Raw genomic sequence first — 19,265 nt, 5'->3', positions numbered from 1 at the left:
TGGGTTGCCGCTTGTTCGTTACGAACCAGGATGTGATTCACTTCCGGTTCTTTGAACAGGGCATCGTAAACATGCAGGAGAGCACCACCCGGGTACCCGTAGATATATTTGACGCCTTCGTCACGCAAAAAGCGGACGAGCATCTCACCGCCAGATAAAAGCTCCACGTTGTTCACCTCTAAAACGCCAGAATACCGTCCACAAAAAAGGGGCGGGTCTTAATAGGTTTACTTCTCGGCAGAGCATGAGCGACGGTGGTCGCCGACTACGTCAGCACTGACTGAGCAAGTATTGGGATCGTCCCAGTGTTGCGGGCCTTTCCCACCCAGCGCGAGGTAACGCGTTGCGGGTGTAACAGGTCGGCGCGGATGTGCGCCTCATGATCTACCGAGTGGGTCTGCTTCTGGCAGTCCCTCTACAGCGGACTTTGGATTCTTCTGTTTCGCCCTCTCCAAGTCAAGCTGTCTATGTCACTAATTGTGGGTAAGCACATGAGAACGCAAGAAAAAACCTGAAAACCGCTACTCTGTTAGCGTCAATTGCGCAATTTTGCCAAGGAATCAGCATGCGAACGCTCCTCCTCTCCCTGCTGATCGGCCTCAGCCCCTGGTGCATGGCCGCTCAGATCTACAAATGGGTCGACGCCCAAGGTGTCACGCATTTCGATGCGCAGCCGCCAGCGGGTCAGCCATCCACCACGCTACAGACACCCTCCTCGCCCCCGCCCAAAGCTGCGCCAATGCCTGGCAGCGGCGTGCTGGGCGATCAGAAGGCGATTGATGACCAGGTGAAGAAACAGGTCGCGGATCAGCAGGCGCAGCTCAAGCAGTTTTGTCAGCAGGCACGGACGAACCTTGCGCAGTTGCAGAACAATCCGCGTTTGAGGGAGGAAGTGGAGGGACAGATGCGACGGCTGGACGATGCGCAGCGTCAGGAGCGGATTGTTGAGGCGCAGAAGCAGATTGCACAGAATTGTGAATAGATATGTGTAGGAGCTGCCGAAGGCTGCGATCTTTTGATGTTGTTTTTAAAACAGGATCAAAAGATCGCAGCCTTCGGCAGCTCCTACAGTTTCCGGTGTACACGCCGACAGGGTCGGGGTTACCGGGCCCCGAAAAGGATCGGGGGTTAACGTGAGGCGGTGATCAGCAGGTCGAACTCTTTGAGCAGCACCTGCAACTGACGATCCTTGCCACCCAGGTTGCGCTGGGCGAAGACCATCTCGGCCATTTCCTGAATGCCCGAGGCATTCGGCAGTGGCAGATCCTGCTCGAGGATCATTTTCATGCGCGGCAGGAAGATCCATTGCAGCCATTGTTCGAAGTCCAGCGTATCGACCGAAAACGGTTCGACACTGCTCAAGGCTTCTGCCGACGGCTGCACCTCATCCCACCAGCCCTGTGTGCGCAGTTCGCGCTCGATCAGCAGTAACTGATCGGCGATTTTCGGGAAACGTGCATCCATCACAGCGAAACCTTGGCCTTCTGACGGGCCTGAGCGGCGCCGGCGGAATCGCCTTGCTTCTCACGGGACTGCGCGATCAGCTCCCACAGGCTGGCCTGCAGATCCGGACGACCGTTGGCCATGGTCAACGCGCGACGGGCGAACTGCTCGGCTTGCGGTGCATCGCCTTGAGCCATGCGTACCTGCGCGAGGCGATAAAGCACTTGCGGCTCACGCGGCGCGACACGTTGCGCACGCTCGAGGCTGGAGGACGCACCGTTGAGGTCGCCACCGGCCTGTTGCTGTTGCGCAGTGGTCAGCAAGGCGAGCACCGGACCGTCCAGTTGCTCGTCAGCCGACAAACCGCCGCCGCTGCTGGCCGACGGAATCCCGCTCGGCGTCGACGGCATGTTGTAAGTGCCGGTATTGACCGGCGCCGACTCGACTGGCGCAGGGTTGTAAGGCCCCGCCGTGATACCGCCGGACGCCGGGCCCGGCACGATTGGCGAAGAGCTGATCGGCGTCGACACGGCAGCGCCGCCACCCGGCACCATCACCACCACGCCGGTATCACCCTGCGGAATGGCCTGAGTCTGGCCCTGCGCAGGACGCTTCACCGTGGTTTGACGGAAACCGCCATTGGCCGAAATGCGTTCGCTGTTGGACACCGCAGTCCCGGAATCAACCACCGGAATCGAACCACGCTGTACGGTAGAGCAGCCGCTGAGCAAAGCCACGGCGGTCACCGCTGGAATCAACCACTTGTTCACTTGAAACCCTCTTTGCTTAATTCATCCAGCCCTTGACCCAATCCATCACCGACTCGCCGGAAGCAGGCGTTTCGCTTGCGCACGCGGCGCCGGGTGGTGGTTCGCTGCCGCGAATATACGGCATCTGCACCGCGCCCGGGCAGTTGGCATCGGAGCCTTGTCCGGTGCGCGAATCGACCCACGCCTGAACGATGTTGTCCGGCTGCGGCATGTCCAGCGGCAGCGGATCGGCCTTGCGCATGAAACTGGTCCAGACCTGCAACGCACCGGTGGCACCGGTGAACGGCGTCTTGCCGTTATCGTCGCGACCCAGCCAGACCACGGCCAGCAAGTCCTGGCTGAAGCCGGCGAACCAGCTGTCCCGCGAATCGTTACTGGTACCGGTCTTGCCGGCCAGCGTCAGGGTTTTCGGCAAGACGTTGTAAACCGAGCTACCGGTACCTTCACGCATCACGCGCTGCATGGCGTTCTGGATCAGGTAAATCGACGCCGGATCGAAACGCTGCTCAATCTGGAACGGATAACGCTTGAGCGGTTCGCCCTCGGCGGTCAATACGCTGCGAATCCCGCGCATCGGCGTGTTGAAACCGCCGTTGGCGAGGGTCTGGTACATCGTCGCCACTTCGATCGGGGTCATGCCGCCGGCACCCAGCAACATCGACGGGAACGCCGGGAACTCACGGGTTACGCCGAGGCGCCCGAGGGTTTTCAGCACGTTCGGCACACCGACTTCCAGACCCAGACGCGAGGTCGACAGGTTGTAGGAATGCGCCAGACCTTGATAGAGGAACACCGTGCCGTGGGAGCGACGATCGTAGTTCTGCGGTTTCCACACCTGACCGTCCGCGCCTTTGACCGACAACGGGTCATCCGACAGCCAACTGGTCAGCGTGTACTTGCTCGGTTTTTCCAGCGCGGTCAGGTACACCGCCGGTTTGATCAACGAACCCACCGGCCGCACGGCATCGAGCGCGCGGTTGAAGCCTGCGTAACTGGCCTGACGGCTGCCGATCATCGCCTGCACTTCGCCGGTTTCCGGGTTGGTCACGACCATTGCCGCTTCAACATCGTCGGAGCCTTTGCGCCCGGACAGACGTTTGAAAGTGTCGTTGACCGAGGCTTCCGCCTTCATCTGCAGAATCGGGTCGAAACTGGTGAAGATGCGCAGGCCTTCTTCGGTCAAGTCTTCGTCGCGATAGTCTTCACGCAACTGACGTTTGACCAGATCGATAAAGCCCGGGAAGGAACTGTCGGCCAGTTTGCCGCGGGTGGTTACACCCAGCGGCATTTTCTTCGCCGCCGCGACTTGCTCGGCGGTCGCCACACCTTGTTGCTCAAGCACGTCGAGCACCAGGTTACGACGCTCCAGCGCGCGTTCCGGGTTACGACGCGGGTTGTAGTAGGACGGGCCTTTGACCATGCCGACCAGCAGCGCAACCTGATGCAGCTTCAGCTCGGACAATGGCTGGCCGAAGAAGAACTGGCTGGCCAGACCGAAACCGTGCACCGCACGCTGACCGTCCTGACCGACAAAGACTTCGTTGAGGTAGGCCTCAAGAATTTCTTTTTTGTCGTAATGCAGCTCCAGCAGCATCGCCATCATCGCTTCGGTGAGCTTGCGGGTCAGGCTGCGTTCGCTGGTCAGGTAGAAGTTTTTCACCAACTGCTGGGTCAGCGTACTGCCGCCCTGAGTCATTTTGCCGCCCGAGGTGTTGACCCAGACAGCGCGGGCAATCGACTTCGGCGACACGCCCCAGTGGCTGTAGAAATCGCGGTCTTCGACAGCCACCAGGGTTTCGAGCAGGTACGGCGGCACTTGATCAAGTTTGATCAGAATGCGGTCTTCGAGATTTTTCGGATAAATGCCGCCGATCATCAGCGGTTCAAGACGCACCACCGACAGCTTTGAACCGTTGGTCGCCGACAACTCGGCGACGTAATCGCCGGAGAAGCGCACGCGCACCGGTTGCGGTTTTTCCAGGCCTTCATAGAACTGGAAGCCACGGGTGTTCAGATCAACCGTGTTGCCGTTGACCGCAGCAGCACCGGGGCCGTTGCTCACGGCTTCGCGGCGATAGCCGAGGGCATCGAGTTCAGTGAGGAAATCGTCCTTGCTGAGCTTCTGTCCGACGAACAGCTCAAGCGGGCGCGCGTAAACCTTGGCCGGGATGGTCCAGCGCTTGCCGGAGAACTTCTCCTGCACCACGGCATCGAGGTAAACGGCGAAGCCGGCCAGCACGACAAGGCCGACCAGACTGAGTTTAATGGCCCAGCTCAACCACGGGCCAAGGCCCTTGGAAGGTGGTTTTTTCTTGGTACGGGGAGATCGAGTTCGAGTCATGGCGGCGGATTATACGCACTTTATTCATCCTCAACAGGAGCGCTCCGAGGTTTGCGTCAGGCTGGCGAGCGGCCATAATAGCCGCCTCGAATTTCCCCCCTCTCTGAAGGATCGCCCGTGAGCCAGTCACTGATCGCTGCCCTGCAAAACCCGGCCCTCTACCCGCACCCTGTCGAAGGGTTTCAGGTCATCGAAACGCACATCTCGTGGGTAATCCTCACCGGTCCGTTTGCTTATAAAGTGAAGAAGCCAGTGAATTTCGGCTTCCTCGACTTCACCGGCCTCGAATCGCGCGCGCACTTTTGCGCCGAAGAACTGCGTCTGAACCAGCGCCTGACCGATGATTTGTATCTGGAAGTGTTGCCAGTCACCGGTAGCGTCGAAGCACCGCAACTGGGCGGTGACGGCCCAGCCATCGAATACCTGCTGAAAATGCGCCAGTTCCCGCAGACCGGTATGCTCAGCACCCTGCAAGCGAATGGCGAGCTGACCACCCAGCACATTGATGAGATGGCGCAGCAGATCGCGCACTTCCACCTCAGCGCGCCAAAAGTCCCGGCCGAACACGATGCTGGCACCCCGGAAAGCGTGATGGCGCCGGTGTCGCAAAACTTCGAACAAATCCTGCCGTTCCTCAGCGACAAAAATGACCTGCTGCAACTCGACGCGCTGAAAGCCTGGGCCGAAAGCAGCTTCGAGCGCCTCAAGCCTCTGTTCACTCAGCGCAAGGCCGACGGTTTCACCCGTGAATGCCACGGTGACATCCACCTCGGCAACGCTACCGTCATCGACGGCAAAGTGGTGATCTTCGACTGCATCGAATTCAACGAGCCTTTCCGTTTCACTGACGTCTGGGCCGACACCGGTTTCCTCGCGATGGATCTGGAAGACCGTGGCCTGAAATCCCTCGCGCGCCGCTTCATCAGCCAGTACCTGGAGCTGACCGGCGATTACCAGGGTCTGGAAGTGCTGAACTTCTATAAAGCCTACCGTGCAATGGTTCGCGCAAAAGTGGCGCTGTTCAGCATGCCGGCCGACGCGACTCCGGTGCAGCGCGCGACCACCCTGCGTCAGTACCGCAACTACGCCAACCTGGCGGAAAGTTACAGCACCATTCCTTCGCGCTTCATGGCCATCACCCACGGCGTTTCCGCTGTCGGCAAGAGTCACGTGGCCATGCGTCTGGTTGAAGCACTGGGCGCCATTCGCCTGCGCTCCGACGTTGAGCGCAAGCGTCTGTTCGGCGAGCAAACCGTTGCCAATGATGTACAGGCCGGCATTTATAGCGCCGACGCCAGCATCGCGACTTACGCGCGTCTGCATGAAATCGCTGAAGTGATCCTGCACGCCGGTTTCCCGGTGGTTATCGACGCGACTTACCTCAAGCGCGAACAACGCGACAACGCGGCAAAAATTGCTGAAGCCACTGGCACGCCGTTCCTGATCCTCGACTGCAACGCGCCGCAAGCGGTGATCGAGAGCTGGCTGGCGATTCGTCAGGCCGACAAACAGGATCCGTCCGACGCCACGCTGGCCGTGATTGAAGCGCAACAAGCCAATCGTGAAGCGCTGACGCCGGAAGAAATTCTGCGCAGCAAACGCGTGCAGACCAACGAATCCGGCACCCTTGACACCGTGGTCGCACAGATCCGTCAACGCCTGCCAGGTCTGTAAGAAACTATTTCGGCCGTGAAGCCCTCGCTTGCTTCACGGCCGCCAAATAGTGGCACTATACTGGCGTCATAAAACCAACAGGTGATGTGACATGAGCCAGCCGAAACTTCTCGACACCCCGCTGTATGCCTTGCTGCATAAAGATGACATCACTGGTTTCAACAAGGAACGCCCGCAGGACGGCCCGATCGACATGGTCGGCGGCGATTTTCGCGGTCTCGATCTGCGCGAGCTGAATGCCGATGGCGTGGATTTCCGTGACGCGTATTTCCGTTCTGCTGATTTGCGCGGGATTGATTTCCGTAATGCATCGCTTGAAGGGGCGAGCCTCGCTCATGCGCAGATTTCCGGGGCGTATTTCCCGGCGGAGTTGAGTGCGGACGAGATTTTGATGTCGATGAATTTTGGTACGCGTTTGCGCTATCGCACTCGCTGACATACTCATCAGTCCCTGACACAGCACATTTCCTGTAGGAGTGAGCCTGCTCGCGATAGCGGTTCAATATTCAACAAATGTGCTGTCTGGATGTCCGTCATCGCGAGCAGGCTCACTCCTACTTTTATGTGTTTTCCCCTCCTTTCTGCGTTCGCAGCCCTTTCAAGCGACCTTTCTTAGAAGCTTTTGCGTCGAATCCGACCAAACAACCACGCTTTTCCTACTGATGGCTACACTCCTGAGAAGCTCGCCCACGCACCGTTCGGCCGTCGCAAGGAGGCTTGATGAATGATGAACTGCAACACCTGAAGAATCTTGGCAAGACGTCGGCGCAATGGCTGCATGCTGTGGGCATCCACAGCGCCTCGGACTTGCGTCGCCTGGGCGCGGTGGACGCCTACCGGGCCGTGCGTACCCGCGGGTTTCGCGCATCGAAGGTGTTGTTGTATGCGATCGAAGGCGCGCTGATGGACGTGCACTGGAACGACATTCCCGCCGAGCGCAAAGACGCGTTGAACAAACAGCTCGACGCCATCTCCGCGCGTCACAAGAACTGACCGCTATGTATTTGCTGGGGGAACAATCGGCGCCAGTGGATGCGCTGATCAATCGGTTGCAGACTCTGCCCGCGCAATGGCTGCAAGGCCTTGAGCCGTGCAGTTTGGAGATTGAAGTCGAAGCCACTGAGGATTTGCTGGAGCGACTGCCGAGTGATCAGCTGTTTCTGCTCAACGAAGGCGTGATCAGCGGCAGCATCGCTGGTCGAGCCCTGTTCTATTGGCAGGAAGGCGACTTGATCGGTCTGCAACGTGGCGAAGCCTGGATGGATTGCCGCTTGAGCAGTGACGGCGCACTGCGTCTTCTGCCTTATCGGCGCCGTGATCTGTTTCAGCATTTGTATGCAGAGCCCGCTCGGGCCGAGCAATTTCTCGAATACCTGCTGGGGCACACCGCGATACTGGCCCACGCCGTAGCAGAACTGAAGCCGCGCGAGTTTCGTAGCACCAATGGTTTCAAACGGGTCGACGCTGGCGAAATCCTGATTCAACAAGGTGACGCCGCTGATCATGTTTTCGTGATCATCGACGGGCACGCCGAAGCGTTTGTTGATGGACAGAAAGTCGGCGAAGTACCCAGGGATGAAATTTTCGGCGCGATGGCGGTGTTCACCCGCGAGCCGCGCAACGCCACGGTGATCGCCCGCGAGCCGAGTACCATCATGCTGATCCCCGGTGATCAATTTTTGAGCATGACCCGCAGCAATCCAAAGATCGCTCACAGCTTGATCGAGAGCATGGCGCGGCGTATCGGTCAGCTCAACCGGCGGATCACCCAGTTGACGTCGACCAACGGTTAACGCTCAAGCCCTTTGTTTGCGGGGCGTTCCGGCCATTTCTCAGACTAAATCAAATAAATCCAGAATCAGGTGTTGACTCGGTAATGAGAATCGCTATGATTATCACAACTGGTCGCGAGATCAGTCGATATTCTGAAAAGCCCTTGGTTCGGACTCTCAGATTATCTCCTCATCAGGCTAATCACGGTTATTTGACCCGGTTTTTACCGGGTCTTTTTTTGCCCGTGGAAAAGTCATTTGCCGAACTGTTTGCGCATTTGCTCGCAGTAATCCTGCTTCGGCGTGACAGGAGTGAACCAGACGTAATCGGCCATTGCCGTAGTCATCTCACTGCCCTGCTCTGCCAACATCAAAACCGTCGGTGCTTCAGTAGCACCCAAATCCTCGACATGCACCCGCACACCGACATCCTTGCGCGCATGCCAGGCACCGGCCAGCAACAGCGAAGGCGTCGGCGCGGCCAGCAAACGTTCAGCCATACGCCGATCACGCTGTTGCTGCACCGCCAGCATCGCCGGCATTTGAGATTCCGGAAGCAGGCCACAGTGCGAATCACTGATCTGCTCAAGCAACGTGCTTTTTACCGAGGCGGCATTGCTACGCTCCCCCTTCAAAACTGGTGGGTTACGGTAGAAGGTGTGGATTTCGGCGGTGTCGAGATTTGCCGCCAGCAGCGGATACGGTTGCGTGAGCGCGAAACGAACGATCGGCCCGTAGAGACTCCAGTCCCAACCGTCCTGCCAGGCCAATGCGGCAGGAAGATCAGCAGGAGGCGTAGCGGCATGGCGCACTTGATCAACTTTCGATTGTTGCTCCGGCGTGAGCATTTCCAGCAACAGACTGCCCTGCGGCCGTTGCTCGCCGAGTGCCTGCAATAACCACAACTGCACCGCGTGATGATCGGCATTGTCATGTTGCTCGCCGACGATCACACGCTCAGGCTCGGCCAGTCGCATCAGCAATTGCTGCGCCGTCAGCACCTGACCGTTGCGCAGATCACGAACTTCTCCAGCGGGCGGCGGCGCCACAGCCACATGCTGACACCCCGCCAACCACAACACCGCCAACAACCAGATTGCGCGCATGCACTCACCTCGATGAAAAACTCAGCGGGCGATGATCAGCGGATGCCCACGCTCCGGGTGCGGTTGCACCAATACTTCGAGACCGAACACCGCTTTAAGCGAGTCCGGGCGCAGCACTTGCTCCGGCGTATCCAGCGCGACCGGGCGCCCGCCTTCGAGCAGCAACACCCGATCACAATAGCGCGCCGCCAGATTCAGATCATGCAAGATGACCAACACCGCAGCGCCGCGATCAGCGAACTCGCGCACGGCCTGCAACGTGGTGTGTTGATGCAGCGGATCGAGCATCGACGTCGGCTCGTCCAGCAACAACGTTTGTCCGGCCTGCCCCGGCCACAGTTGCGCCAGCACCCGTGCCAGATGCACGCGCTGACGTTCGCCGCCGGACAACGCCAGATAACTGCGTCCGCTCAAATGCCCGGCATCGGCGGCGGCCAGTGCGGCAGCGATAATTTCCTCATCGCGCACCCGACCGCTTTGATAAGGCAAGCGTCCCATGCCGACCACTTCTTCAACGCGAAACGCAAAATCCAGCGTCGACACTTGCGGCAGTACCGCCAGACGTTGCGCCCGTTGCGTGCCCGTCCAGTGCGTCAGCGCCTGGCCGTCGAGTGACACTTCGCCCTCGCTCGGTTTCAATTCACCGCACAAGGCGCCGAGCAAGGTACTTTTGCCGGCACCATTGGGCCCGAGCACACCAAGCACTTCACCCGGTTCGAGTTGCAGCGAAACTTCGCTGAGCACCGTTTTGCGGCCGCGATGGATGTGCAGATTGTGCGCTCGCAGCATCAGGCACGTCCTCGCAGCAGCAGGTAAAGAAAGAACGGCGCACCGATAAACGCGGTGACGATACCGATCGGCAATTCCGCCGGCGCCAGCGCCAGCCGCGCCACCAGATCGGCGAGCAACAACAGGCTCGCCCCCGCCAGCACCGAGGCCGGCAACAACACCCGATGATCAGGCCCCGCCAGCAAGCGCACCAGATGCGGCACCACCAGCCCGACAAAACCGATCATCCCGGCCGCCGCCACCGCCGCGCCGACACCCAGCGCCGTGCAGAACACCAACTCACGCTTGAGCTTCTCGACATCGATACCCAAATGCCCGGCTTCCGACTCGCCGAGCAATAACGCATTCAACGCCCGCGCCCGACGCGGCAGCCACAAGGCGACAGCGGCGCTGATGATCAGCAACGGCCACAACCGCGCGTAACTCGCACCATTGAGGCTGCCCAGATTCCAGAACGTCAGCGTGCGCAGAGTCGCGTCATCCGCCAGATAAGTGAACAGTCCAACCGCCGAACTGGCCAGTGCGGTCAGGGCAATACCCGCCAGCAGCATGGTGGCGACATTGGTCTGGCCGTTACGCCGACCGAGTCGGTACACCAGCGCCGTCACACCGAGGCCGCCGAGGAACGCGCACACCGACAACAGGTAAGGCCCGAACCACTCCGGCATGCCGCCAAAAAACGAACCACCGACAATCGCAATCGCCGCGCCCAACGCCGCGCCACTGGAAACACCGACCAGCCCCGGATCCGCCAGCGGATTGCGAAACAAACCCTGCATCGCGACGCCGGACAACGCCAACACACCGCCGACCGCCAGACCAAGCAAGGTTCGCGGCAGACGAATCTGCCCGAGAATCAGCTCAGCCTGTTCCAGCCCGTCCGGCGCCAGCGGCACACCGATCAGGCGCAACGCCGCCCGCAGCGTGTCGAACAGCGGCAGGCTGACCGGCCCCAATGCCAACGACAACCAGATCGCCAGTAAACACAGGAGGGTCAGGCCGATAAATAAGCCACGGGGTTTGACCAGTGTGGTCATTGGCCGCTCTTGGCCGGGTAGAAACCGTCAGACAGGGTTTTCAACGCCGCCGGCAAACGTGGGCCGAGGCCGCCGACCAACAGCGTCGGATCCAGCTCCAGCACCCGCCCGGTTTTCGCCGCGCGGCTTGAATTGAGAATCGGGTTTTCCTTGAACAGCGCCGCTTTCGCCGCGTCACCGGTCAAGGCACGGTCGGCGAATACCAAAACTTCCGGATCAAGACTGGCAAGGGATTCCACCGAGAACGGTTTGTAACCGGTGTGCGTCGCCAGGTTATGCCCGCCCGCCTGTTGCAGCAGCCAGTCGGCGGCGGTGTCCTTGCCGGCGATCAACGGTTTGCCACCGGCATGCCCGAGCAACAGCAGCACACCCGGGGCTTTCTGTTTCGACTGTGCGTCGGCAACCCGCACTTTTTGTGTGTCGAGTTGCTGTTGATAACTTGCCAGCAGTTGTTTGGCCTGAGCTTCAGCGCCGAGTAATTGACCGAGACGGGTAACGTTTTTCTCAACCGTCGGCAGATCCGGCTGCGCCGAGAACAATTCCACCTGCACCTTGGCCGCTTTGACTTGCGACAGTACCGGCGGTGGGCCCATTTCTTCGGTGCCAATCAGAATGTCCGGGCGCAAACTGAGAATGCCCTCGGCGGAAAGGCTGCGCTGATAGCCGATGCTCGGCAGTGTTTTCAAAGATTCCGGATGCTGACTGGTGGTGTCGACGCCGACCAGTTTCGATTCGCTGCCCAAGGCCGAAACCCACTCCGACAGCGCGCCGCCGGCACTCACCCAACGTTGCGGCAGATCAGCCGCTGCAGCCTGGTGGCTGACCAAAAGTCCGACACACAGCACAGCAACGCGGGTACTCAGGCGCATACACAGCTTCCTTGAACGTGGTTTTCCCGGGCATCGGGACGACAGGCCAAGTATCCTCGGCATCTGCCAGCCGCCCTGCGGACGAAGGCCGTCATTTGATAATTGTTTGCATTTAAACGTCAAGCTCGGACATATCCGGACACGAGCGGACACTAGAGGATAGTCATGAAGTTTCTCTGCGCAGGCGCCGATCTGGCCGAAGCGAAAAGCCGTGGTTTCGAGATCGACGGCAATAAGCTGTTCGCCGTGCGCCGCAGCGGCCAGGCCTACGTCTACCTGAATCGCTGCCCGCACCGGGGCGTGGGGCTGGAATGGCAACCCGACCAGTTTCTCGACCCGAGCAACAGCCTGATTCAGTGCGCCACCCACGGCGCACTGTTTCTGATCGAGGACGGTGAATGCGTGGCCGGGCCTTGCGCCGGGCAATCACTCACCGCCATCCCTTGCCGCGAGGACGCACAAGGCCTGTGGATCGATGTTTAACCGTTGAGCAGCACATCGAGGCGCCGGTCGATGACCATCTCTTCATGGCTCAAGCGCACGCCATACGCCAGCACCTCGACGCCACACGCGACCGCTTCATGCAGCGCTTCGGCATACGCTGAATCAATTTCCCTGGCTGGGCGCACCGCCTCTATCCCGCTGAGATTGACGCAATACAACTGCACCGCGCGAATCCCGTCCCGCGCCAGATGCGCCAGCTCCCGCAGATGCTTGGCGCCGCGCTGGGTCACCGCATCCGGAAACGCTGCCACCGGCGTACCGTCGAAACCCAGGGTGACACTTTTCACTTCCACGTAAGCCGGGCCGCTCGGGTATTCGAGGCGAAAATCGATGCGACTTTTTTCCTGACCATAAGCGACTTCACGCTTCAACGCGGTAAAGCCGTTTAGCTCGGTGATGACGCCAGCTTGCAAGGCTTCCTCGACCAGGCCGTTGGCCCGCGCAGTATTCACGCAAAACAGGCGGCCTTGCGGGGTTTCGCCGATTTCCCAAGTACCGGGCAACTTGCGTTTGGGGTCATTGGAGCGGCTGAACCAGACTTGCCCGCCCTCGACCTGACAATTGAGCATCGAACCGGTGTTCGGGCAGTGAATGGTCAGTAATTCGCCGTTAACCGTTTCGATGTCGGCAAGAAAACGTTTGTAACGACGGATCAGTCGCGCTTCTTCAAGCTCTGGATAAAAGCGCATCAGCCTTGCCAACTCTTCAAGCCACGCGCGATGCGTTCCACTGCTTCTTGTAGGCGAGGGAGGTTTTGCGTGTAGGCAAAACGCACATGATGACTGGCCTGATAGCGACCGAAATCCAGCCCAGGCGTAAAAGCGACGTGCTCGGTTTCGAGGAAATGTCGGCAGAACGCGAAGGCATCACCGCCGAACTGGCTGATATCGGCGTACAAATAGAACGCGCCTTCAGGCTCCACCGCAATGTTGAAACCCAACTCGCGCAAGGCCGGCAACAGGAAGTCGCGACGACGGCCGAACTCGGCGCGGCGTTCTTCGAGAATGGCGATGGTGTCCGGCTCGAAACAGGCCAGCGCGGCGTACTGGGCCATGCTCGGGGCGCTGATGTAGAGGTTCTGCGCGAGTTTTTCCAACTCGCTGACTGCTGCGTCCGGCGCCACCAGCCAGCCGAGTCGCCAGCCGGTCATGCCGAAATATTTGGAGAAACTGTTCAACACGAAAGCACTGTCATCGACTTCCAGCACGCTCGCCGCATCGGTGCCGTAGGTCAGGCCGTGATAGATCTCGTCCACCACCAGATGCCCGTGTCTGGCCTTGATGGCTGTGGATAACCCGGTGAGTTCATCGCGGGTCAGGATGGTGCCAGTCGGATTGGCCGGCGAGGCGACCAGTGCGCCGACGCTGTCGTGATCCCAATGACGCTCGACCAGATCCGGGGTCAGTTGATAACGCACGTCAGGCCCGACCGGCACCAGTTGCGCCGCACCTTCAACCAGACGCAGGAAGTGGCGGTTGCACGGGTAACCCGGATCCGCCAACAGCCAGTGTTTCCCGGGATCGACCAGCAACGCACTGGCGAGCAGTAACGCCCCGGAACCGCCCGGCGTGATCAGAATCCGCCGTGGATCGATGTTCAAACCATAGCGCGATTGATAGAACCCGGCGATCGCCTCGCGCAGTTCAGGAATACCGCGCGCGGCGGTGTAACGGGTTTTCCCGGCGGTTAGCGCCGCCTGCCCTGCGCGAATGATCGGTTCAGCGGTGGTGAAGTCCGGCTCGCCGATCTCCAGATGGATCACGTCGTGGCCTTCCGCCTGCAACTCATTGGCCCGCGCCAGCAACGCCATGACATGAAACGGTTCGATCGCACGACTGCGCGCACTGTAGGGCTGAGCCATTGGGCCTTTCCTTCAACGGAAAAAAAGAGACGATTCTACCCATCTGCCGGAACGAGCGAGAACCCGCAGCGGTCACAGCCTCAAGAACGCTGGACTGTAACGATACGAGCGTACGCTCCAGGATTGACTAAAATCAGTGATTGAACAGGTCTCCACCACCGCCAGACACAGCTTGCCTGACTTTTACAAGCGCCACCCGCCGGGGCCTCGACATCCGGGAGTAGCGCGGGCCGAATTGATCTGGTAAGTTCGCCCGCTTGCAGCCGCAGGGCCGGCAGGTGTCGGTGATGGAGCAATCCTGCGCAATGGATTACAAGAGTAGAGGCGGTCCATTTCATGCCCACCCAAGCAAAGCAACAGCAGCAAACCACGATCAGCGGTTTCGAACCTTACGTTCCGGCGAAAGGTGAAGAGTACATGGGCGCCCCGATGCGCGCGCACTTCACCAAGGTTCTGAACAAGTGGAAACAGGAGTTGATGCAGGAAGTCGACCGCACTGTTGACCACATGAAAGACGAAGCTGCGAATTTCCCGGATCCGGCCGACCGTGCCAGCCAGGAAGAAGAGTTCGCTCTTGAGCTGCGCGCCCGCGACCGCGAGCGCAAGTTGATCAAGAAGATCGACAAGACGCTGCAACTGATCGAAGACGAAGAGTACGGCTGGTGTGATTCGTGCGGCGTCGAGATTGGTGTGAAGCGCCTCGAAGCACGCCCTACAGCCGACATGTGTGTCGACTGCAAGACCCTGGCGGAAATCAAGGAAAAGCAGGTCGGCAAGTAATCTCGACCTGAACGAAGAACGGAGCGTGCGAACGCTCCGTTTTTGTTTCTGCCTTTTGTCTTTTGCCTTTGCCTTTGCCTTTTGTAGGAGTGAGCCTGCTCGCGATAGCGGTGGGTCAGTCAATATCGGTGTTGAATGTCACACCGCTATCGCGAGCAGGCTCACTCCTACAGGTTGACCTGCGTATAGCCTGAAAAGTAGTTTCGCCCCATGACTGCCAAAAAATCCCCCGCCTACATCGGCCGCTTCGCCCCGACCCCCAGTGGCCATCTGCATTTCGGCTCGCTGGTCGCCGCCCTCGCCTCTTACCTTGACGCCCGTTCAGTCGGCGGTCGCTGGCTGGTGCGCATGGAAGATCTCGATCCGCCGCGTGAAGAACCCGGTGCGCAGACCGCGATTCTCAAGGCGCTGGAAAGCTACGGGTTCGAGTGGGACGGCGACATGGTGCGCCAGAGTGATCGGCACGACGCCTACGCCGACGTGCTCAACAGCCTGTTCAATCACGGTCTGGCCTACGCCTGCACCTGCTCGCGCAAACAGCTCGAAGCGCACAACGGCATTTATCCGGGCCTGTGCCGCAACGCCGGCCATGATCAACAAGACGCGGCGATCCGCCTGCGCGTGCCGGAGCTGGAATACCACTTCATCGACCGCGTGCAGGGCGAGTACCGCCAGCACTTGGGTCGTGACGTCGGCGATTTCGTCATCCGTCGTCGCGACGGTCTCTACGCCTATCAACTGGCCGTGGTGCTCGATGATGCGTGGCAAGGCATCACCGACATCGTCCGTGGTGCCGATCTGCTCGACTCGACACCGCGCCAGCTCTACCTGCAAGAACTGTTGGGCCTGCGCCAACCGCGCTACCTGCACCTGCCGCTGATTACCCAACCGGACGGCAACAAGCTCGGCAAGTCCTATCGCTCACCACCGCTTGAAGCAGATCAGGCCACGCCATTGCTGCTGCGGGCCCTGCGTGCTTTGGGGCAAAATCCCGGCGCCGAACTGGCCCACGCCTCGCCGCAAGAATTGCTCAGTTGGGGCAGCAAGCATTGGGATGCGACGAAGATCCCGCGCACACTGACCCTGCCCGAAGCGCAACTGCTATGACGACACTTGCAGTCGCGCGCCCATCCGTTACCATCGCCGCACGTTTTCGGGCACGCGCATAAAAAAGAGAGGCCGGGATGTACATCTATCGCTTGGTCCTGCTTTTAGTCGTGGGGATCTACCTGTTTTCCCCCGCCATCATGGATTGGTGGATCGACGCTACGGGCGCCTGGTATCGCCCCTATCTGCTTTGGCTGATCCTGATTGTTGTGACCTTCATCCTGCAGAGCCAAAAAGATGCCGATGAGCTTTAGCCTGACCCAGATGATCCTGATCAGCGCCGCGTACCTGGCGGTGCTGTTCGGCGTTGCCTGGGTCAGCGAACGGGGCATGATCCCGCGCGCGATCATTCGCCACCCGCTGACGTACACCTTGTCGCTGGGGGTTTACGCCAGTGCGTGGGCGTTCTACGGCACGGTCGGCCTCGCGTATCAGTACGGCTACGGCTTTCTGTCCAGTTACCTCGGCGTGTCCGGCGCGTTTCTGCTGGCGCCGGTGTTGCTCTATCCGATCCTGAAAATCACCCGCACCTATCAACTGTCGTCGCTGGCGGATCTGTTTGCCTTTCGCTTTCGCAGCACCTGGGCCGGTGCGCTGACCACGATCTTCATGCTGATTGGCGTGTTGCCGTTGCTGGCGTTGCAGATTCAAGCGGTCGCCGATTCCATTGGCATCCTCACTGGCGAGCCGGTGCAGAGCCGCGTAGCGCTGGCGTTTTGTGCGCTGATCATCCTGTTCACGATTTTCTTCGGCTCCCGCCACATCGCCACCCGCGAGAAACACGAAGGGCTGGTGTTCGCGATTGCCTTTGAATCGGTGATCAAGCTGATCGCCCTCGGCGGTGTCGGTTTGTATGCGCTGTACGGCGTGTTCGACGGTCCGCAACAACTTGAGGTGTGGCTGCTGCAAAACCAGACCGCCCTCGCCGCGCTGCACACGCCATTGCAGGAAGGCCCGTGGCGCACGCTGTTGCTGGTGTTCTTCGCTTCGGCGATCGTGATGCCGCACATGTATCACATGACGTTTACCGAAAACCTCAATCCACGCTCGCTGGTCAGTGCGAGCTGGGGTTTGCCGCTGTTCCTGCTGTTGATGAGCCTGGCGGTACCGCTGATTTTGTGGGCCGGTCTGAAACTGGGCGCGACGACCAATCCGGAATATTTCACCCTCGGCATCGGCATCGCCGCCAACAGCAAACCGCTGGCGTTGCTCGCTTACGTCGGTGGTTTATCAGCGGCCAGCGGGCTGATCATCGTCACCACGCTCGCGCTGTCGGGCATGGCGCTGAACCATCTGGTGCTGCCGCTTTATCAACCGCCGGCCGAAGGCAATATCTACCGTTGGTTGAAATGGACGCGCCGCGCGCTGATCGTCGCGATCATCATGGCTGGTTTCGGTTTCTACCTGATGCTCGGCGCCGAGCAGGATCTGGCCAACCTTGGCATTGTTGCCTTCGTCGCGACCCTGCAATTCCTCCCGGGCGTGCTGTCTGTGCTGTATTGGCCGACCGCCAATCGCCGTGGCTTTATTGCCGGCCTGTTGGCGGGGATTCTGGTCTGGGTGGTGACCATGCTGTTGCCGCTGGTCGGCAATCTGCAGGGTTTCTACATCCCGCTGCTGAACATGATTTACGTGCTCGACGACACCAGTTGGCACATGGCCGCGATTGCCTCGCTGGCGGCCAACGTGTTGATGTTTACGCTGATCTCGCTGTTCACCAACGCCAGCCCCGAAGAAGCCAGCGCCGCCGAAGCCTGCGCTGTGGATAACGTGCGTCGCCCGCAACGCCGCGAACTGCACGCCGCCTCGCCGCAGGAGTTCGCCACGCAACTGGCGAAACCGCTGGGCGCCAAGGCTGCGCAGAAAGAAGTCGAACAAGCGCTGCGAGACCTTTATCTGCCCTTCGACGAACGCCGCCCTTACGCCTTGCGCCGTTTGCGCGACCGCATCGAGGCCAACCTTTCCGGCCTGATGGGCCCGAGCGTGGCGCAGGACATGGTCGAAACCTTCCTGCCTTATAAGGCGGGCGGCGAAAACTATGTCACCGAAGACATCCACTTTATTGAAAGCCGCCTAGAGGATTACCACTCGCGCCTTACAGGTTTAGCCGCCGAACTCGATGCCTTGCGCCGTTACCACCGCCAGACCCTGCAGGAACTGCCGATGGGCGTCTGCTCGCTGGCCAAGGATCAAGAGATCCTGATGTGGAACAAGGCCATGGAAGAACTCACCGGGATCGCCGCGCAGCGCGTGGTCGGTTCGCGCCTGAGCACCATCGGCGAGCCGTGGAAAGAATTGTTGCAAGGCTTCATCAATCTGCCCGACGAGCATTTGCACAAACAGCATCTGGCCCTCGACGGCCAGACCCGCTGGCTGAACCTGCACAAAGCGGCCATCGATGAACCGCTCGCACCGGGTAACAGTGGTCTGGTGTTACTGGTTGAAGACTTGACCGAAACGCAGATGCTCGAAGACAAACTGGTGCACTCCGAACGTCTGGCGAGCATCGGTCGCCTCGCAGCAGGTGTGGCCCACGAAATCGGCAACCCGGTCACCGGCATCGCCTGTCTGGCGCAAAACCTGCGCGAGGAGCGCGAAGAGGACGACGAGCTGACGGAAATCAGCGGGCAGATTCTCGAACAGACCAAACGCATATCGCGCATCGTCCAGTCGCTGATGAGTTTCGCCCATGCCGGCAGCCATCAGCACAGCGACGAGCCAGTTTGCCTGGCGGAAGTGGCGCAGGACGCGATTGGCCTGCTGGCGCTGAACCGACGCAATTTCGAAGTTCAGTTCTACAACCTGTGCGATCCGGATCACTGGGTCGAAGGCGATCCGCAGCGGCTCGCGCAGGTGTTGATCAATCTGCTTTCAAACGCCCGCGACGCCTCGCCGCCGCACAGTGCGGTACGGGTGAAAAGCGAAGCCGGCGAACACACGGTCGATCTGATCGTCGAAGACGAAGGCAGCGGTATTCCGAAGAACATCATGGACAGATTGTTCGAACCCTTCTTCACCACCAAGGATCCTGGCGAAGGCACCGGTCTGGGCCTTGCACTGGTCTATTCCATCGTTGAAGAGCATTATGGACAAATCACCATCGACAGCCCGGCTGATGTACAAAGCCAACGCGGCACCCGTATCCGGGTGACATTGCCGCGTCATGTCGAAGCGACGTCCGCTGTGAACTGAGACCGTCTAGAGTATCGTAT

At 59.9% G+C, this 19,265-nt stretch carries 20 protein-coding genes; 10 read left to right on the top strand and 10 right to left on the bottom strand.

The window, feature by feature from the left end; translation table 11 throughout:
- On the bottom strand, positions 1-167 hold a 167-nt coding region (locus tag ACIOMO_RS22820; RefSeq protein WP_401243715.1), incomplete at its 3' end, for a thiamine pyrophosphate-binding protein.
- 398 nt (positions 168-565) lie between these two features.
- Here ACIOMO_RS22820 and ACIOMO_RS22815 point away from each other — a divergent pair.
- Complete coding sequence (locus ACIOMO_RS22815; RefSeq protein ID WP_401243713.1) at positions 566-982, top strand: DUF4124 domain-containing protein; 417 nt, start codon at positions 566-568, stop codon at positions 980-982.
- 146 nt (positions 983-1,128) lie between these two features.
- Here the strand turns inward: ACIOMO_RS22815 and ACIOMO_RS22810 are convergent, their stop codons facing one another.
- The 3 genes from ACIOMO_RS22810 to mrcB are packed head-to-tail and all read right to left on the bottom strand — an operon-like array spanning position 1,129 to position 4,554.
- Positions 1,129-1,464, bottom strand: a complete 336-nt coding sequence (locus ACIOMO_RS22810) for a YqcC family protein (protein ID WP_053123861.1) — start codon at positions 1,462-1,464, stop codon at positions 1,129-1,131.
- Positions 1,464-2,213 carry a hypothetical protein gene (locus tag ACIOMO_RS22805; protein WP_053123863.1) on the bottom strand — a complete coding sequence of 250 codons (750 nt, stop codon included), beginning with the start codon at positions 2,211-2,213 and terminating at the stop codon, positions 1,464-1,466. Before ACIOMO_RS22805 ends, ACIOMO_RS22810 begins: the two co-directional genes overlap by 1 nt.
- A 16-nt stretch (positions 2,214-2,229) precedes the next feature.
- On the bottom strand, positions 2,230-4,554 hold the full coding sequence (gene mrcB, locus ACIOMO_RS22800; protein WP_053123865.1) for a penicillin-binding protein 1B: 2,325 nt from the start codon (positions 4,552-4,554) through the stop codon (positions 2,230-2,232).
- Between the two features lie 117 nt (positions 4,555-4,671).
- Here mrcB and ACIOMO_RS22795 point away from each other — a divergent pair, with 117 nt between their 5' ends.
- From ACIOMO_RS22795 to ACIOMO_RS22780, 4 genes are all read left to right on the top strand, one after another.
- Positions 4,672-6,228, top strand: coding sequence for an AAA family ATPase (locus tag ACIOMO_RS22795; RefSeq protein ID WP_401243710.1), 1,557 nt, complete (start codon positions 4,672-4,674; stop codon positions 6,226-6,228).
- A 91-nt stretch (positions 6,229-6,319) separates the two neighbouring features.
- Complete coding sequence (locus tag ACIOMO_RS22790; RefSeq protein ID WP_053123868.1) at positions 6,320-6,664, top strand: pentapeptide repeat-containing protein; 345 nt, start codon at positions 6,320-6,322, stop codon at positions 6,662-6,664.
- Between the two features lie 284 nt (positions 6,665-6,948).
- Positions 6,949-7,221, top strand: a complete 273-nt coding sequence (locus ACIOMO_RS22785; protein WP_053123870.1) for a TfoX/Sxy family protein — start codon at positions 6,949-6,951, stop codon at positions 7,219-7,221.
- 5 nt (positions 7,222-7,226) lie between these two features.
- Complete coding sequence (locus ACIOMO_RS22780) at positions 7,227-8,021, top strand: Crp/Fnr family transcriptional regulator (RefSeq protein ID WP_401243708.1); 795 nt, start codon at positions 7,227-7,229, stop codon at positions 8,019-8,021.
- Between the two features lie 233 nt (positions 8,022-8,254).
- Here the strand turns inward: ACIOMO_RS22780 and ACIOMO_RS22775 are convergent, their stop codons facing one another.
- The 4 genes from ACIOMO_RS22775 to ACIOMO_RS22760 are packed head-to-tail and all read right to left on the bottom strand — an operon-like array spanning position 8,255 to position 11,801.
- Positions 8,255-9,106, bottom strand: a complete 852-nt coding sequence (locus ACIOMO_RS22775) for a ChaN family lipoprotein (RefSeq protein WP_401243706.1) — start codon at positions 9,104-9,106, stop codon at positions 8,255-8,257.
- 21 nt (positions 9,107-9,127) lie between these two features.
- The gene (locus ACIOMO_RS22770) at positions 9,128-9,895 is read right to left on the bottom strand and encodes a heme ABC transporter ATP-binding protein (protein ID WP_401243704.1); all 768 of its coding nucleotides are present in this window, start codon (positions 9,893-9,895) and stop codon (positions 9,128-9,130) included.
- Entirely contained in the window at positions 9,895-10,932 is a 1,038-nt protein-coding gene (locus ACIOMO_RS22765) for a FecCD family ABC transporter permease (protein WP_401243702.1), read from the bottom strand. The genes ACIOMO_RS22770 and ACIOMO_RS22765 overlap by 1 nt, the downstream gene beginning before the upstream one ends.
- Positions 10,929-11,801 carry a hemin ABC transporter substrate-binding protein gene (locus ACIOMO_RS22760; RefSeq protein WP_401243700.1) on the bottom strand — a complete coding sequence of 291 codons (873 nt, stop codon included), beginning with the start codon at positions 11,799-11,801 and terminating at the stop codon, positions 10,929-10,931. The genes ACIOMO_RS22765 and ACIOMO_RS22760 overlap by 4 nt, the downstream gene beginning before the upstream one ends.
- A 165-nt stretch (positions 11,802-11,966) precedes the next feature.
- Between ACIOMO_RS22760 and ACIOMO_RS22755 the strand changes: the two genes are divergently transcribed.
- The gene (locus tag ACIOMO_RS22755; RefSeq protein WP_095114498.1) at positions 11,967-12,284 is read left to right on the top strand and encodes a Rieske (2Fe-2S) protein; all 318 of its coding nucleotides are present in this window, start codon (positions 11,967-11,969) and stop codon (positions 12,282-12,284) included.
- Here ACIOMO_RS22755 and sfsA read toward each other — a convergent pair.
- Positions 12,281-12,994 (bottom strand): DNA/RNA nuclease SfsA, encoded by a 714-nt coding sequence (gene sfsA / locus ACIOMO_RS22750; protein ID WP_159815135.1) that lies wholly within the window; start codon positions 12,992-12,994, stop codon positions 12,281-12,283. The genes ACIOMO_RS22755 and sfsA overlap by 4 nt on opposite strands.
- Positions 12,994-14,166 carry a pyridoxal phosphate-dependent aminotransferase gene (locus ACIOMO_RS22745; RefSeq protein WP_401243697.1) on the bottom strand — a complete coding sequence of 391 codons (1,173 nt, stop codon included), beginning with the start codon at positions 14,164-14,166 and terminating at the stop codon, positions 12,994-12,996. Before ACIOMO_RS22745 ends, sfsA begins: the two co-directional genes overlap by 1 nt.
- A 336-nt stretch (positions 14,167-14,502) precedes the next feature.
- On the opposite strand from ACIOMO_RS22745, the gene dksA reads away from it, so the two are divergent.
- The 4 genes from dksA to ACIOMO_RS22725 all read left to right on the top strand — a co-directional run bounded on the left by dksA (position 14,503) and on the right by ACIOMO_RS22725 (position 19,245).
- Entirely contained in the window at positions 14,503-14,946 is a 444-nt protein-coding gene (gene dksA, locus ACIOMO_RS22740; protein ID WP_053123888.1) for an RNA polymerase-binding protein DksA, read from the top strand.
- A gap of 210 nt (positions 14,947-15,156) precedes the next feature.
- Positions 15,157-16,053 carry a tRNA glutamyl-Q(34) synthetase GluQRS gene (gene gluQRS / locus ACIOMO_RS22735; protein ID WP_401243695.1) on the top strand — a complete coding sequence of 299 codons (897 nt, stop codon included), beginning with the start codon at positions 15,157-15,159 and terminating at the stop codon, positions 16,051-16,053.
- Between the two features lie 77 nt (positions 16,054-16,130).
- Complete coding sequence (locus tag ACIOMO_RS22730; RefSeq protein ID WP_003176118.1) at positions 16,131-16,307, top strand: hypothetical protein; 177 nt, start codon at positions 16,131-16,133, stop codon at positions 16,305-16,307.
- Positions 16,291-19,245 (top strand): sensor histidine kinase, encoded by a 2,955-nt coding sequence (locus ACIOMO_RS22725; protein ID WP_008080855.1) that lies wholly within the window; start codon positions 16,291-16,293, stop codon positions 19,243-19,245. Before ACIOMO_RS22730 ends, ACIOMO_RS22725 begins: the two co-directional genes overlap by 17 nt.
- Positions 19,246-19,265 lie beyond the last annotated feature (20 nt).

This window comes from Pseudomonas sp. NPDC087804 (genome assembly GCF_044742965.1).
GTDB classification, from domain to species: Bacteria; Pseudomonadota; Gammaproteobacteria; order Pseudomonadales; family Pseudomonadaceae; genus Aquipseudomonas; species Aquipseudomonas rustica.
The sequence above is the reverse complement of the archived record's forward strand: the minus strand, read 5'-3'. Positions and strand labels throughout refer to the sequence as shown.